The organism is Vibrio sinensis (genome assembly GCF_003605645.1).
GTDB classification, from domain to species: Bacteria; Pseudomonadota; Gammaproteobacteria; order Enterobacterales; family Vibrionaceae; genus Vibrio; species Vibrio sinensis.
The window spans coordinates 1-16791 of sequence record NZ_QVMU01000032.1 but is presented as its reverse complement, the minus strand read 5'-3'; the positions used below and the strand labels follow the sequence as shown (position 1 = coordinate 16791).

Here is a 16791-nt window from a genome sequence, read left to right as displayed (position 1 = left end):
GATCTCTGCTGAATCATTCGGAGAGTAGTATGTTTACCAAGAGTCAGTTAGCACTCGTTATCGGTGCTGTTTTAGCGGCTCCAGCCGTAATGGCAGAAACAGTTCAAACAGATGAGCAAATGGTGGTTGAAGGCCGTGGTTACGGTTATAAAGCGGACAGCAACGCAACAGCGATGCGTATGGAAGCGACGCAACTTGAAACCCCAGGACAAGTAACGGTTATTGATGAGCAAATTATCGATGAACAACGTGCCAGCACTCTTGGTGAAGTATTAAAGAATGATGCCTCTGTTAGCGCGGGTGGTACTAGCCGGAACCGTGAGCGCTTTTCGTTGCGTGGTTTTGAGGTAGACAGTTCAACTGGTTTTCTTCGTAACGGCCAACAACACTGGTCTCACTACCGCCAACCTGTCGAATTACTAGAGCGTGTCGAAGTTCTCAAAGGGCCTTCAAGTTTACTGTACGGCTCTTCTGCTCCGGGCGGTTTGATCAATATGGTCTCTAAAAAGCCGACGTACGATACGCAAATCCAAGTTAGCCAAGATATTGGTTCAAACAATCATTCACGCACAACGGTTGATGTGAGTGGTTCATTAAATGATGCTCAAACTTTACGTGCACGAACTGTTATTTCAAAAGAAAGCTACAGCTCATGGCGTGAATATGGTGATGGGTCTAAACCACAAACGGATCGTTTGGTTGCTGGTATTTTCGTTGACTATGACGTTACTGAAGATGTGATGTTGTCAGTCTATTATGACAAAACCAAAGATGAAGGTAGTGTTGATTCAGGCTCGCTATACACGCTTGATGGTAAGCCTGTTATTGGCGATGATCGAATTTGGGATGCCCAATGGTCAAAAATTGATAACGATGTAGAAAACATCGGCTTTGATGTTAACGCTATCTTAACTGATGTTTGGTCAGTAAAAACAGGCTTCAACTACCAAGATTTTGAACGCTTAGATGTTGAAAGCTACCCATCATTCGGAAAATTAAACCCAGATGGTTCCGGTACGGTGACTCAAGGTGGTAATCATCGTCAGGATAAGTGGCGCTTTAAAACTGCTTATATTGATCTGTTAGCTGATACAGAACTAGCGGGTATGCAGCACCAATTCCTTATTGGTTCTAACTGGCTTGGTTATAGCTACGATCGAGGAATGCACAAGTTCGCAAGTGGCGAGTATGCACCTGATGCAACGATCCCTGTTCAAGATGTTGCTAATGTGACGATGAAACAGATGAGTCGTTATGATACATGGGGCTTCTATGCACAAGATTTGCTCACCATTAACGAACAATGGCAGGTATTAGCTGGTTTACGATTTGATCGTAAAGTTGAAGAAGGTGTTGCTGAAGAGAATATCTCACCAAAATTGGGTATTATTTTCCATCCAGTAGATAATGGCAGCATATACGCATCGTATTCAGAGAGCTTTGAACCGCAAGGTCAAGTAGCAAACGGCAGTCGTGAATACACGAATGACGGCGCTTTGTTAGATGCGGCGGTTGGCACCTCTTATGAGATTGGTACTAAGTGGGAGTTGTTCGACAATGCTCTGTTTGTTTCGGGTGCTGTGTTCGATATAACTCAGGATAACATTGCGTTAGATGTTGAGAACTCAGGTTCAAATGATTGGACTAAGACTCAAGGTGGTCAACAAAAACACCGTGGTGCTGAATTGGCGTTGCAAGGTTTCGTGACTGAGCGTATATCTTTGTCAGGTACAGCAATGTACCTTGATGCAGAAATTACCAACCATGAAACGTATGCTGGTAATCGCCCTGTGGACGTACCTGAGTTTGCTGCAAGTGTTTGGTCATCTTACGCGGCAACAAATGCAGTTGACGTTAACTTGGGCGTTATTTATGAAGGTTCTCGTTACGGTGATGCTTCAAATACATTCAAGAAAGATGGCTATACACGTGTAGACATGGGCGTTGCATACACTTATCAGTATGATGCGGATCTTGACGTTGTTGCTCGACTAACAGTCGAAAACCTCTTTGATACAGATTACTTAGCTGGTGGCGGTACGACCTCTGGTAAACATCAGTATGCTGAAGACGTTACAGTCGGCGAAGGCCGCAACTACATGGCGACGTTGCAGGTTAAATATTAAGACTGAGGCCTAATAAAAAGGGAATGGATTGCCATTCCCTTTAGTCGTTGGTAAAACAGCAAAAAATCGCTACTATGTAAAACTTGTTGATAATGATATTTATTGGCAATAACTTTTTTAATCTTCTTTCCTCATTTTAATCAGAATAATAGGGGAGAAATCGACCATTTTTCTAAGTTGGTATTGCAGCTAATTACTTATGAACTTAATTAAAACCAGTGCAGCCGTACTGATGGCGACTTTCTTGTCATCAGCTCAGGCAACAAGCCTTGATAAGGCTCAATCAATTCAGAGTCAGACTAACGCATCATCAGCCTCTAGTCAGAACCGCATTTCTCAAAGTGCTGATAATACATTGGCGTTGCAAGCTGAAATTGAACAGTTAACAGAAGAAGTAAAAAACCTAGACATTTATCAGAAGCATTTAACGGCTTTGGTAAATAGTCAGCAGCAAGAAACAGCTAGCTTAGAAGCTCAGATAGAAGAGATTAAAGTAACCCGTCAAGGTATTGTGCCTTTGATGTACCAAATGCTTGATGGTTTACGCGTGATCATGGCAGAAGATGCTCCAATCAAATTAGCCCAGCGCGAAGAACGCATTGAGAAGCTAGATAGCATGATGACTCGTGCAGATATCAGTGATGCTGAGAAGTACCGTCGTATTTTAGAAGCGTATCAAATTGAAATGGATTACGGCACCAAGATTGGTTTATATCAAGGTCAAATTGCGCTGCCAAATATGTCTATTGAAGCAGATGTGCTTCACCTTGGCCGAATTTCTCTTGTTGCTAGAAGCTTGAATGGTAATAAGTTTTGGGCATGGAACCAATCAAGTAAGCAGTGGCAAGAATTGGATTCCGGTTTGAAGCCAGAATTGGATAAAGCCTATGCTGTTGCGGCGAATCAAACGGCACCAAGTTTAATTACACTACCAGTGTCACTTAACGTTACCTCTCTTGACATTAAGGAGACAAATTAAGATGTCTCATAAAATGATGCTTCCATTTATTCTAGCTTCTTTGATGGCATTTCCGAGCCTGGCGTCAACAGACTTGGTTACCAAAGCCAGTGCGGAAAATAAACAGCAAGCACAGCACAACCAAGTTCGAGAAAGCGAATTTAAAGCGACAGAAAAACAGTTAAAAGCGTTAAAAGCGCAACTGGTTGAGCAACGTAACACTTTGCAAGCACGCAACGACCAGTTAGCGACCCAATTTAGTGAAAATGAAAACACGCTTGCTCGACTAGAAGAAAAACTGCGCTTAGACACGGGTAGTTTAGGCGAAGTGTTTGGTGTCGTTCGCCAAAATGCGAAAGACCTTCAAGCTGAGTTATCAACGTCGGTAACGGGTGCTGATGCTCAAAGCTACAATAATGAAATTGATCAGGTTGTTTCAGCGACAACATTGCCATCAATGCCTCAACTAACGGCATTGTGGAAAGCGATGGAGCAGCAAATAGTTGCAAGTAGTCAGCTGAAAATGGGTACAGTGTCACTGATTGATGGGGATGGTATCGCGCAACAGATAGACGTCGCTCGTATTGGTGCCATTAGTTTGGTGGGAGAAAACGGTTATTTAAATTGGAATGGCGCTCGTCAAGAAGCGAAAGTGTTCACTAAGCAACCAGAAAACGCTCCGACGTTAGAACGTATCTCGTCAATTGAAAAGGGTGAAGTACTAAGCTTGGCGGTCGATCCATCTCGTGGGGTCATGCTAGAACAACTGGCGCTAACACCGAGTTTAACGGACCGTCTACAAGCTGGCGGTGTAGTCGGGCAAATCATTCTAGGGCTATTAGCTGTTGGTATGATTATCGCACTTGTTCGAGGAGTGAGTTTGACAATAACTCACCAGAAAATTCGCGCTCAACTAAAGAATCCGCAACAACCGGGTGATAACGCTTTGGGGCGTATTTTAGCGGTTTATAACAAAGAGCAAGCTCGTAGTGTTGAAGCGTTAGAATTGCGTTTGTTAGAAGCAGTGGTTGATGAACAAGCTCAATTAGAAAAAGGGCTATCGATGCTAAAACTACTGGCGGCTTTAGCTCCAATGCTCGGTTTGTTAGGTACGGTAACTGGTATGATTGAAACATTCCAAGTGATCACGCAATTCGGTAATGGCGATCCTAAAGTCATGGCCGGTGGTATCTCGATGGCGTTGGTGACAACCGTACTGGGCCTAATCTCGGCAATGCCTCTTCTTCTAGCGCACAATATTCTGAGCTCTCAGGCTGAAAATATTCGTAATATTCTAGAAAAGCAGGGTATTGGACTGGTTGCTGAAGAAGCGGAGAAACAACTGCCAGCAACCGTAATGAATTCAACGATGGGGAACGCAGCGTAATGGACGCGCTGTTTTCAGCCTCATGGCTTCCTGAAATTTTACGCACCAATGACTGGATGCTCTCATTGCAGAGCTTCATGGAACAAGGTGGGCAAATATTGTGGTGGCTTGGCGCAATTGTATTACTGTGCTGGTTATTGATAGTGGAACGAGTCGTTTTTTTGCTCGTACATTTCCCTAAGCAACGAAAACAGTGGCTGACGTTATGGAATGAACGCCATGAGCAGCATTCTTGGTATGCGCATGCCATCCGCGAAAGTTGGTTAGCTCAAGCCCATATGGCACTCTACCAGCATCTCAATATTATTAAGGTGCTGGTGGCTATTTGCCCTATGTTAGGTTTACTTGGAACAGTAACGGGTATGATTTCAGTATTCGATGTTATGGCGAATCAAGGCAGTAGTAACCCTAAATTAATGGCATCAGGTATATCACTAGCGACATTGCCGACCATGGCAGGAATGGTTGCGGCATTGGCCGGGATGTTTGTACATGCTCGATTGGCTAAAGCATGCCAACTCAGAGAAATTAAGTTAGAAAAATCTTTAAGGAGTCGCCGATGAGACTCGGTAGACGTCAACGTCATCAAGAAGAAGCGCAAATCGATCTTACTTCAATGCTCGATATTGTCTTCATTATGCTTATCTTTTTTATTGTAACGAGTTCATTTGTTCGCGAATCTGGCGTGGAGGTTAATCGACCACAAGCTGCTAATGTGACTAACCAAAAAGACGTAGGTATTTTTGTCGCTATCACGTCGGCCAATGATATCTATATCGACAAACGTGTGATTGATGTCGAACGCGTACAAGCAACTCTTGAGCACTTGTTACTGGATAAGCCCGACGCATCAATGGTTATACAAGCTGACGAACATGCGTATAGCGGTACGGTTGTTAAGGTGATGGATGCGGCGAAAGGTGCGGGCGTTAAGAATATTGCTTTGGCTGCGGAGAAGAAGTAGTGACTCGATTGTTACTTGCGTTTCCTATTGCAGCTCTATTTACCATCTCGCTTTTTAGTTTTATGGCTTGGATGGTCGATAACGGTCATCGCCGAGCACCAGAGCAAAGTGAATCGTTGAGCTTTAACATGGTAATGGTTGAACAAGAGCAAGCGTTGCAACGCCGTCAGCGAAGTATTCCTGAGCAACCTAAAGCTCCTGAAGTGCCACAAGAAGCTCCTGTGTCTCAAGCGCAGGTGAATACCGCACAACTGTCACCGATGGCGATGCAATCCGCCCTTGGATTAGACACTGCTATTGATGGTATTCAAGTGAGCACTCCAACTTTTGGTGATTTTGGCGTAACTCAACAAGCGATGCCTTTGTATCGAGTTGAACCACGTTATCCGGCGAAAGCACTAAAACGTGGCGCTGAGGGTTACGTTATTATGAAGTTTACTATCGATCCGACAGGAAAGCCGGTAGACATTCAAGTCTTGGATGCGAAACCAAAACGTATGTTTGAGCGTGAAGCTGAGCGAGCACTACGTAAGTGGAAGTACCAACCACAAGTGGTGGAAGGGAAAGCACTTCCTCAAGTCGGGCAAACAGTTAGGTTGGAGTTTAAAATCGCAAAATGAGATCAAAAATTTTAATCCTAGTTGGCTTATTAATGTCTCCGATGAATGGTTTTGCTCAAGAACTCAGCCAATATACGGCGGTTAGGGTTCAAAAAGCGCATCAATTGGCACAAGACGATAAATTGCAACAAGCCATTGAGCAACTATCGAGCATAAATGTGAGTAAAGCTTATGACCAAGCATTTGTTTCAAGAATGCTTGGTGTCTTTCTATGGCAAGATGGTAAAACGAAGCAAGCCATTCAACATCTCGAAAAAGCGGTGACTTCCGGTCAATTGCAAGATGAGCAAGCGTGGACGACTCGGAAAATGCTGGCTGATATCTATTTATCAGATCAGCAGTTCCAACACTCACTGCCTCACTATTATCAACTAACCAAACAAGTGCCTAAAACACAAAAACCGGATGAATTGTGGCTACGAATAGCACAAGCGCATTATCAAATCGAGCAATGGGGTAAAGTGATCCCTGCGATAGATACTTATGATCGCTATCATCGAAAAGATGAAATACAACCCTTGTCATTAAAGTTGGGGGCTCAACTGCAGTTGAAGCAGTGGAAAGCGGCGATCCCTACCTTAGAGCGATTGATTGCTTTGGAGCCACAAAAAGCGAATTGGTGGCGACAGTTAGTCAGTCTCAAATTGCGCGTAGGTCAAAATAAACAGGCATTGGATACGTTAGCTTTGGCAAAATTACAAGGCGTACCATTATCTGAACAAGATCAACGATTGCTTGCACAACTTTACGCTCAACGTGGTATTCCAGAACGAGCAGCCCTTGAACTTTCTGGATTAGAAAATGCTCAAAAAGACGTTGAGTTACTGGTTGCTCAAGCCTCTTATTGGCAAATGGCACGAGAGTGGAATAAAGCGATTGATTACTGGCAATTAGCCGCTAATTATAATGATAAATACCAATGGAATGTTGCTCAGTTATTAGTACAAGAGGGGCAATATCAAGAAGCGCTGACTGTTTTAAACCGAGTGAAAGGTCGAAAATCAGAGGTTGCTTTGGCTAAGACACGAGCCTATTACAAGCTTAATCAGTTAGAACAAGCCTTGATTCAAGCAAAGATAGCTGAAAATGCACAGCCATCGAATCAGGCGAAAGGTTGGATAAAATATTTATCCCAGCTACGTAAAAGCATGAGTTAGTCAATCCGCCTTAAATAAGAAACCCAAAGACATTTAAACGTTTGAACTGACCCCCAATAGTTGGACACCAATTATTGGGGGTCTTTTTTATCTCAAAAAAGGCTCAAAAATCAATTTACTTAATTACTGAACATAGAAATTCGGCACGCCATAACAGGCGTTTTGTGGATTGCATATTATTAAGCAGTTCTTCTCCTGAAAGTTGAGGAAAAGCATGCATCACTTTGGCATCTTCGCCATCTAGATCACGTTGATAGGCTCGTACGTGTGTAAACGTGCTAGAAAGATTATTTGATAGCAACGATTTTGAGAGACAAATACCGTAAACGTCCCGTTTCATTGTTCATGCTCCTTTGTATGATTCACCAATCCTTGAGTGACCGATTTAAATAAACTCACATCTATCTGCAATCGTTTGCTAAGTATATAGCGCATCCTGTGTAGTATGAAATTTAACCGAACGTAATTCTGATCTAAATCAAATGCATGATTAATTTATATACGATTGTGCGCGTTATTTGGCGTTAGAATATGTTTAAAACACAGCTGTTGATTTAACGCAATTCAGGAAGTGGTATTGGACGAGAATAGCAAGGATTCACAGTTTCCACCCCCAAACCTCGAGCTAACATCGATTCAATGATAGCCTTATTTCAATAATTTCCCACTGAAACAAGCATCTGAGGCTTCTTGGGTATATGTCACCCCGTCTCTTTTACATAATTCAATCAAAGTATATTTCTTCGTTACACGTTTTTCGATAGACACTCTTACAAGGACAAGTAGAGCAAATGAAATGGAGTAGCATCACTTTTCGTAAACGCATGCTGATTATTATGACCCTTTCCGGTCTGATTGAATTGTTAATCTTAGTTGCAGCTGGATTTCTATACCTTAAACACAATCAAGAAGAAGAGATGGGATTAAAAGCGCTTGGTGTTGCGTCATTTCTTGCTCAATCTCCTCAAGTTGTCACCATGATAGAAGAAAACAGCGCTGAAGAATTCCAGCATCGTTATCGAACTCTGACTAAACAGATCGGCGCTGCGTTTATCGTTATTGGTGATAAGCAGGGTATTCGAATTGTGCACCCTGTTGATGCACGTATTGGTAAACCAATGAAAGGAGGAGATAACCAGAAAGCACTGCTTGAGGGGCGTTCTTATGTTTCTTTTGCTGTAGGATCTTTGGGATATTCCGTGAGAGGGAAATCGGCAGTTGTTAATGATCAAGGTGAGATTATTGGTGTTGTTTCCGTTGGCTATTTGGTGGATCGTTTACAAGACCGAATCGAACCATTTTTGATTTACTTATTAGGTATGACTTTTATGGTGCTTGGCGCCAACGCACTCATTTCTGGATTTGCTGCTCGTCGTTTTCAAAAAGCGATTCTGGGTTTTGAACCAGAGGAAATTGCTCGATTGTACGTTGAACTTGACGTGACTTTAGAAACGCTTAAAGAGGGAATCTTGAGTATCGATGACCAAGGTATTCTTCGCTCAATCAACAAAAGTGCCTGCCAAATACTGGGTTTATCAAAACAAGAAAGTTTGCACAGACCGATCAATGAAGTACTACCAGACAGTGATTTATCGACACTGCTTTGGACGCCAAGAACAGACCAAGATATTAACCTTTATTTGGGTGGGCAACGATTGATTGCTAACCGTAGTCCAATTATCGTCGATGGAAAAGTCGTGGGGGCTGTGTCGAGTTTTCGATTACGTGATGAATTAAACGAACTGAATGAACAGTTAGCGAAGACACAAGAGTACGCAGAGTTATTACGTTCACAAACTCATGAACATCGTAATAAATTGAACGCGATTGGTGGAATGGTCCAGATGGGGGAGTTGGACGCAGTTCAACAATTAATAGGGCAGGAGACAGATCACTACCAAACTTTAATTCATTTTTTACGTGAAACGGTAAAAGAGCCATTAGTTGCCGGCATGCTCCTTGGTAAAACTGAACGAGCAAGAGAGTTAGGGTTAAGTCTGGTCGTGGAAGAAGGGAGTCGTTTGAATCCCTTGCCTAACCGGATCAATGCACAGGATCTGGTCACTATTTTAGGAAACCTCATCGACAATGCATTTGATGCCACACGAAAGGCGATAAATGAGGATCCTACGTTTACTCCAGATAGAATCAAGATAGAAGTGTCCGTTAGCGATTTTGGTAATGAAATTATTCTTGAAGTGAATGATCTAGGCTGCGGACTCCCTATAGAGTTGACGACCGAGTCATTAGTAGAAAGAGGGGTCTCAACTAATAATTGTGAAACACGTGGTGTCGGACTTTTCTTAGTCAACCAACTAGCTCAACGCTATCGCGGTGAGTTAGAAATGACGAATAATAAGGTTTTTGGCGCGAGAATGACGGTTTATTTACCTAAGGAAGAACAGATATGAGTACCAAAGTGAGGGTAATGATCATTGAAGATGACATAACCATTGCTCAGTTGCACCAAAAGTATTTGGAAAAAATGGGCGGATATGAGGTTATTGGCATTGCGACGACGCAAGCTGAGGCTGAGTTGCAGCTCGATATATTTCAGCCAGAATTGATTCTACTTGATGTCTACTTGCCTGACGGTACCGGGTTAGATATTTTGCAAAATCTACGTGGAGAGAACCATCGTTGTGATGTCATTCTTATCACCGCAGCTCGAGACATGGAAACGCTCCAACAAGCCATGCGTGGTGGCGTTGTGGATTATTTACTTAAGCCTGTCGTTTTCCCGCGCTTAGAATCAGCACTACAAAAATATACCCTGCAAAAGCAGCAACTCACTCAAGAGTGCGATCTCAACCAGGGCTTAGTTGACAAAATGTTACAAGCGAATACGGCCAGTACAGGTGGAGTACAACGTTTACCTAAAGGGATAGATGGTGTGACACTGGAAAAAATTAGAGTGTTATTTAGTTCGACAAAAGCGAGTCGTCACATTAGCCTCACTGCGGATGAAGCTGGGGAAAAAATTGGTGCAAGTCGCACAACGGCAAGGCGTTACTTAGAATATCTAATCAGCTCAGGAGAGCTTGAAGCTGATTTAAATTATGGTACGGTCGGTCGACCAGAACGTTGTTATAAAAAAGCTCTCCAGCCAGCTTAATAGTCAATGAGAGTGATGATTCTGGTGCAAAAAAATGGGACTTCTTGCTGTCAGTTGGAATCAATCAAACGGTTTACTATTGTAGAAAGTTGCTAGAGTCACCCCATCGGGTAAAAAAAGAGTACCCAATTGTGGTGTGAAATGGTAAAAATCGCACAAATTTATACGTTAGCAAATCTATATGTCAGTAAGCCGACACGGGAGCCAAGCTATCTGTTGCTGTTGCTGTTGCTGACATGTATGCCAGGTGAATTTAAGTATCTTAGGTGACTTTGTTATTCGTCTTTACTGCTCATCGGGATATATTGATATCCAACCAAACCTGAGGTGATGGTTACATCATGGAATTTATTGTTGTTGTGTTAGTCTTGTTTGTTGCTTGTTATTTGATTATCCATAATCGTTTTTTGAAGCAAGACTCACTCAAAGAGAGTACCTATAAAAAGAAGGGACCTTTGCTGAATACGCAAGAATCAACCTTTTATAATGCGTTGAGGAGCGCAGTCGGTGATCATGGTATTGTTATGTCGAAAGTGCTGATGAGCGCTGTCGTAACACCGAGTGCCACAGATAAAAAGCGTTGGTTTATTGCTCAAAACAGAATTGCAAAAACGCACTTTGATTTCGTGGTTTGTGATGCACGGACCTTGCAAGTGAGAGTCGCAATTGAACTTGATAGTGGTGTTGAACTGACGAAAGGTAAAATTGAACGTCAGAAACTATTAATTCATGCATGTAAGTCGGCCAATATTCCTCTGATTGGCACGTCAATGAAGCATACGTACCAAGTTGGAAAACTTCGCCGCTTACTAGCAGCGCATATTGATTTAATTGAGCCAGAGAAAGAGATTCGATTCTGCAAGCGCTGTAGTAGTCCTATGGTTATCAAAACCGCCTCTCAAGGTGAGTTTAAGGGACATCGTTTCTTCACCTGTAGCAGACAACCACATTGTACCTACACGGAAAATTATAACGTAGTGTTTGACGAAACTACTTAAAACAATAACGGGTTAGTAATTTATTTGAGAGCAGGCCAATTTGTCTTGTTCTGAATTGCATACCATCACTTGATTACGCCCATTGTTCTTTGCTCGGTATAGCTGTTTGTCCGCGATATCGAGAACTTCTTCTAATGACTTAAAATGATCGCACTGATATATGCCGATACTTGCCGTTAGCGAGATCGGTGTTTCAGAATGGTTGAATACGTTTTCTTCAATTGCAATTCGAATTTGTTCTGCTTTGATTCGCGCTTGCATGATATTTGTATTGTGTAACGCAATGCAAAACTCTTCGCCTCCAATTCGATAGACTAAATGCTCATCAGTAAACGAGTCAATCAGAGCTGCTGTTTGAACCAGAACCCGATCTCCAGTTGTATGGCCGTATCTGTCATTAACATCTTTAAAGAAATCTAAATCAAGTACCAATAGCGAAAGTGGGAGTGTTGCACTCTCTTGACGATAGCGTTCAAAATTATGAATCAGTGCCAATCTGTTATGTACACCAGTTAATGCATCTCTTGATGCTAACTGGCCGAGAGATATTTCAGACGTCTGGCGCTTTGCTTCTAACATGTGTGCGGCAAGCCAAATACAGAGATAGCAAAGCACGAAATTAACCAATAATTGGATATGAATGTAACCGTCATTACTTTGCTCTTTCATGCTTAATACAAATAACTGTATGGCTAGGGCAAATGAGGCTGCTGTTGTACTCTGTTTTTTATTTAATACCAAATAGAACAATATTGGGAATAGGCAAGCCCAAACATAAACCCCATAATTTAAAGGGCGAATGAATGTAGCAATACCAACAACGATAATACTGGCAAGGCAATAAACAATAGCGAGGGAAAAAGAACAATCTTGTTTATAGCTCTGATAACAGACATACGTTGAGATACAAGCAAAAATAAGTTGTACTAGAGCAAGAATGAAATGCTGGTCAATCATGAAGCTTAGATAAGAAAATAACGATGTGAATATCGCTAACAACATACTTAACCAAAAAAGCACGATGCGCCGAATATGGCGAGATGGGTTAAATATGTCTAACTCCATGTAGATCATTTCCTAAACGTGATATACCTAAACTCTAATATGGTTCAATAGTATGTGTTTAAGTATTTCGATCAATAGGCAAATGAGATGGGCTTCACACTTTTGTAAGTTTTGACATCATAATTAAATAGAGAACTAAACTTGTTTTGGGGAGTTTTGTGAGGAGATGAATATTATTAGGCTCTATGTCAGTAAGGCTACCTGAATAATCAAAGATAGCCTGTTTGTATTAACACCTTGAACTTAGTAATTAACGTGTGCTTCGATGGGTTTTTGATTCTTAATAGACAGCCAGGTTTTAAGTTTCGTAAGTCGCCATACATCGATTGTCATAAACAAAGTGCTCACACAAAGACTAATCGCAACAGCGAATGCCGCTCCCATTTCGCCGTATAATGGGATTAAAATAGCAAGTAATATCACGTTGATAGAGAGTGATATAAGCAAGGAACGTAGCGTTTTATTTTCATTACGAGTCATATTCAAGACCAATCCGGCTGAACCCTGTATAACATTAACTAATTGTCCTACACACAAAACCACTAGTGCAGGATAGGCACTAAGGTATTCCGCACCAAATAAAAACGTAATTAAGTTATCCCCCCAAAGTACTAAGATAAGGAATATAGGTAGGGATACGACGACCGTAAGTTGAACCGAGCGAGTGAGAAGCGTCTGACTATTTGCCAAGTCATCGTTTTGATAAGAACGAGCAATATTGGGCATTAGCACAGCGTTAACGGATGAAAGAACTATCGAAATCAACATGACCGCTTGCATGGCGACCCGAAAATAAGCAACTGCTTCATGGTCAGATAACCAACCAAGTAAAACAATAGCAAGCTCCGCATTTAAAGTGACTACAAGTGTCATAATAGAAAAAGGGATTAAGGCTTTTTGCCATGCTTTAACGTTGTAACGAGCTTTCGCTTCTACGGCATTACTTTTAATGGTTTTTCTAACAAGAAAAATACTAAGTACGCAAGTGAATATGAGAGCGGTTATTGAAATGTTCACCAATGTCATTGAGGTTAATTGGCGATCAGTAACAATATAATAAGCAAGAATGCCAATTGTGATTAAAGGAGCAAGAAGCTTGGAGGGAAGTTGTGCAAGGATGGGTTTTCTAAATCCATTAAGAAGCGCATCTTGCTGGGTTGCAATGCCGCGTAGCGGAATACTCCAAACGGCAATGAATAATAGAGCTGCAACTTGCTCATCATAATAGTTTTTATAGATCAGCATAAGTACTATTGACACCATAATCGCCGCCATTATCAGCACATAACTTCGTGACCAGCGAATGACTCCTTTAAGCAAAGCCCAATTTTTGTCTAAATGAAAGCTAGCGATCTCGCGAATCAGTAAGTTTGGAACCCCAGCTAAAACGGGAATCCCCATAATAGCAACAATAGAAAAGACATAGGTATAAAGACCATATTGTTCAGCACCAAGAAAGCGAGCGAAAATAACACCAGATACGACAGAGATTCCCTTGCTTAGAAACTGTAAACCAGCGGTTCCAACAAACTGTTTCAGTAATGACTTCACTTCTCAATCCCTTTTATTTCTATATCTGTCCTTCATTCGTCAACACTGGTACTCGTGTGAACTACAGTGGCTACACGATAAATGGTCTTACGAATAAGCTGTTTTTATTAAGTTGACTAACAATAGTACCTTGTTCCAAGTCTGATAGATGAGACAGTTTGGCGTTCTTTTTGAGCTTCTAGACAAATGGGTATCTGAGAGAGATATAAAGATTAAAAAATTCCCCATCGAATGCGAAAAGAGTGTAGGAAGATTTCCTTGTATCTATGTGAAAAATTTGTCGTTAGAACTGCATCGTAATAAATCCATAAATAAATTAAGGTTTATGATGCAAAGGGGTATTTAAATATGAAAGTATCAATATAAGTAACTCTCTTTCTGAATAATATTTGATATTAACTCAATATTTAAATCGATAGTTGCTTGTATATTTCAGTCAATTTGTGATCTTGAATAGATTCCTAGTGTTGTGATAATGGCTTGAATATTGCTGATTTGTTTGGCATTTGTTCTTGGAGTGTTTTTTATTATGTGAGTTTAATGCTAAATTATTATCAAAATAAGCAGATAACTAACTATAGATAATAATTAGAGTGATTATTATTTAAGTAATAAGGATGAGTTTTATGGGATTTGGGGCTTACATTTCGATGGGTAATATTGCGGCAGGTCAAATCGTTGTTGTCAATGATGAAGGCACAGTGCGCGTTCTTTTGGATGGTGAAATACCGAAACCAGGAGAGGTTGTCATGCAACAAGGCAATGAATTACCAAATGTAAATAAAGCCCCAATCGAACTCGCGGTTGTTCAAGGAGACGGAACGTCACGTGGTATTACTGAAGATGTTGCTGAAATCTTTGCAGCTTTAGAGTCAGGGCAAGACCCAACTCAGTTAGGTGAGGAGTTTGATACGGCTGCTGGTACGGATGCGGGTTCAAGTTTAACGAGTTTAGAGACTGTTCAAAGAGTAGCCGATGAGTCTATGGCTAAAACTGAGTTCATTACTGAGGGTTTAGAGGCTCTGGGTTTATCAAGAACTCAGAGTTTGAGTGTTTTAGAGCAGTATCGTTTCGCTTTTAAAGATCCTGTCTTTGTTGATGCGAATACTCAAGCGCTTGGCGCGGCTTTGGCTGTCGTAACAGATGAAGATACGCAGCTAAATGGGCTACTTCTTGCTACAGACGGCAATGAAGATACATTAACATTTGAATTAGATAGTGGGCCTGGCAATGGGACTGTTGAGGTTAACACCGATGGTTCATGGACTTATACTCCTAATGAAAACTACAACGGTTCTGACAGTTTTGTCGTGACGGTTGATGATGGAAATGGGGGCACAGATAGTTTAACCGTTGATGTCACGATTAACCCAATCAATGACGCTCCTGTTTTTGTCGATGGAGATCAACCCTTGGTTGACGATATTCAAGTGACGACAAAAGAAGACCAAGCGGTTAACGGACAAGTGACCGCAACAGATATAGAAAACGACACGCTCTCTTATACCGTTACCACCCAACCTGAAAATGGTACGGCCTCCGTAGACTCGGAGGGTAATTGGGTCTTTACCCCAGAACAAGACTTCAATGGTGAAAATTCATTTATCGTTCAAGTCTCGGATGGCAATGGCGGGTTTGATTTTGTCACCGTAAATGTTGACGTGTTAGCCGTCGCAGATATGGAAGTGATAGGTGGTGAGCCTGTTACTGAATCTGATGACGCTTACCTGTCATTTAACGTCAACTTAGATGAAGTGGTTTCTGAAGACGTTTTGCTTGCTCTGACTTTGGGTAAAGATGGAGATTCAGCGACAAAAGGGATTGATTATGAAGAGCAACTCTACGTTTCTGATGGTGCTGGTGGTTATAGAGAACTAACTGATGCGGATTTAGTTATTCTATCTGGCGGTACGAATTTAGAGGTGTTCGTTAAAGTAATTGATGACCGCTTGCTTGAGGGTAATGAGACGGTTTCGTTAACGGCAGAAACTACAAGTGGATTTGTGAAGAACGATACTGCTGACGGTACCTCTTCTATTGTTGATGACACGCCAAATTCAGACGACACCGTGTACGTGAAAATTAGCGTGGATGCTGACAGCGTCAGCGAGGGTGGTGAGCTAACTTACACGCTCACACTGGTTGATAGCGATGGCAATCCAGTGACGCCTCCGGCAGGCACGCTCGTGTCTGGCGATCTCAATTGGTCCGGTGCGGCCGCTGGCGGTGCTGACACCAGCGCACTTCCTGAGAGTTTCACCATTGGCGACTCAGGCTCGTTTGAATTCACCATCGACGCGATTGATGATTTCTTAAAAGAGGGCTCTGAAGCACTGAATGTCGCCGTCGACAATGTCACTGATAACGGTCAGTTTGAAGCGGTGGCTGCCGATCCCGATCATGGCTCGGTCAGCAGTGCGATTGTTGATGAAAATAATCCAAATTCCGATGACACTGTGTATGTCAAAATTAGCGTGGATGCTGACAGCGTCAGCGAGGGYGGTGAGCTGACTTACACGCTCACACTGGTTGATAGCGATGGCAATCCAGTGACGCCTCCGGCAGGCACGCTCGTGTCTGGCGATCTCAATTGGTCTGGCGCGGCCGCTGGCGGCGCTGACACCAGCGCACTTCCTGAGAGTTTCACCATTGGCGATTCTGGCTCGTTTGAATTTAAAGTCGACGCGATTGATGATTTCTTAAAAGAGGGCTCAGAGGCACTGCATGTCGCCGTCGACAATGTCTCCGATAACGGTCAGTTTGAAGCGGTGGCTGCCGATCCCGATCATGGCTCGGTCAGCAGTGCGATTGTTGATGAAAATAATCCAAATTCCGATGACACTGTGTATG

General features: G+C 42.2%; 14 protein-coding genes. 11 read left to right on the top strand and 3 right to left on the bottom strand.

Annotation, left to right across the window (positions count from 1 at the left end):
* Positions 1–29: 29 nt before the first annotated feature.
* The 7 genes from DZ860_RS21275 (at position 30) to DZ860_RS21245 (ending at position 7212) form a co-directional block, all read left to right on the top strand.
* Positions 30–2126: a TonB-dependent siderophore receptor gene (locus DZ860_RS21275; protein WP_120035033.1), complete on the top strand. Its 2097-nt coding sequence runs from the start codon at positions 30–32 to the stop codon at positions 2124–2126.
* A gap of 199 nt (positions 2127–2325) precedes the next feature.
* Entirely contained in the window at positions 2326–3105 is a 780-nt protein-coding gene (locus DZ860_RS21270; RefSeq protein WP_120035032.1) for a DUF3450 domain-containing protein, read from the top strand.
* A 1-nt stretch (position 3106) separates the two neighbouring features.
* Positions 3107–4471, top strand: a complete 1365-nt coding sequence (locus DZ860_RS21265; RefSeq protein ID WP_120035030.1) for a MotA/TolQ/ExbB proton channel family protein — start codon at positions 3107–3109, stop codon at positions 4469–4471.
* The gene (locus tag DZ860_RS21260) at positions 4471–5034 is read left to right on the top strand and encodes a MotA/TolQ/ExbB proton channel family protein (RefSeq protein ID WP_120035028.1); all 564 of its coding nucleotides are present in this window, start codon (positions 4471–4473) and stop codon (positions 5032–5034) included. The genes DZ860_RS21265 and DZ860_RS21260 overlap by 1 nt, the downstream gene beginning before the upstream one ends.
* Positions 5031–5435: an ExbD/TolR family protein gene (locus DZ860_RS21255; RefSeq protein ID WP_120035026.1), complete on the top strand. Its 405-nt coding sequence runs from the start codon at positions 5031–5033 to the stop codon at positions 5433–5435. Before DZ860_RS21260 ends, DZ860_RS21255 begins: the two co-directional genes overlap by 4 nt.
* On the top strand, positions 5435–6055 hold the full coding sequence (locus DZ860_RS21250) for an energy transducer TonB (RefSeq protein ID WP_120035024.1): 621 nt from the start codon (positions 5435–5437) through the stop codon (positions 6053–6055). Before DZ860_RS21255 ends, DZ860_RS21250 begins: the two co-directional genes overlap by 1 nt.
* Positions 6052–7212: a tetratricopeptide repeat protein gene (locus DZ860_RS21245; RefSeq protein ID WP_120035022.1), complete on the top strand. Its 1161-nt coding sequence runs from the start codon at positions 6052–6054 to the stop codon at positions 7210–7212. The genes DZ860_RS21250 and DZ860_RS21245 overlap by 4 nt, the downstream gene beginning before the upstream one ends.
* Positions 7213–7327: 115 nt before the next feature.
* Here the strand turns inward: DZ860_RS21245 and DZ860_RS21240 are convergent, their stop codons facing one another.
* Positions 7328–7552, bottom strand: a complete 225-nt coding sequence (locus tag DZ860_RS21240) for a hypothetical protein (RefSeq protein WP_120035020.1) — start codon at positions 7550–7552, stop codon at positions 7328–7330.
* Positions 7553–8003: 451 nt separating this feature from the next.
* Between DZ860_RS21240 and DZ860_RS21235 the strand changes: the two genes are divergently transcribed.
* The 3 genes from DZ860_RS21235 (at position 8004) to DZ860_RS21225 (ending at position 11325) form a co-directional block, all read left to right on the top strand.
* On the top strand, positions 8004–9623 hold the full coding sequence (locus DZ860_RS21235) for an ATP-binding protein (protein WP_120035019.1): 1620 nt from the start codon (positions 8004–8006) through the stop codon (positions 9621–9623).
* Entirely contained in the window at positions 9620–10327 is a 708-nt protein-coding gene (locus tag DZ860_RS21230) for a response regulator (protein WP_120035017.1), read from the top strand. Before DZ860_RS21235 ends, DZ860_RS21230 begins: the two co-directional genes overlap by 4 nt.
* 341 nt (positions 10328–10668) lie before the next feature.
* On the top strand, positions 10669–11325 hold the full coding sequence (locus tag DZ860_RS21225; protein ID WP_120035016.1) for a DUF2726 domain-containing protein: 657 nt from the start codon (positions 10669–10671) through the stop codon (positions 11323–11325).
* Between the two features lie 12 nt (positions 11326–11337).
* Here DZ860_RS21225 and DZ860_RS21220 read toward each other — a convergent pair whose 3' ends face one another.
* Positions 11338–12390: a GGDEF domain-containing protein gene (locus DZ860_RS21220; RefSeq protein ID WP_120035014.1), complete on the bottom strand. Its 1053-nt coding sequence runs from the start codon at positions 12388–12390 to the stop codon at positions 11338–11340.
* Positions 12391–12633: 243 nt separating this feature from the next.
* Entirely contained in the window at positions 12634–13941 is a 1308-nt protein-coding gene (locus DZ860_RS21215) for a flippase (protein WP_120035012.1), read from the bottom strand.
* A 626-nt stretch (positions 13942–14567) separates the two neighbouring features.
* Between DZ860_RS21215 and DZ860_RS21210 the strand changes: the two genes are divergently transcribed.
* Positions 14568–16791: Ig-like domain-containing protein (locus DZ860_RS21210; RefSeq protein ID WP_120035010.1), on the top strand; the 2224-nt coding region annotated here is incomplete at its 3' end.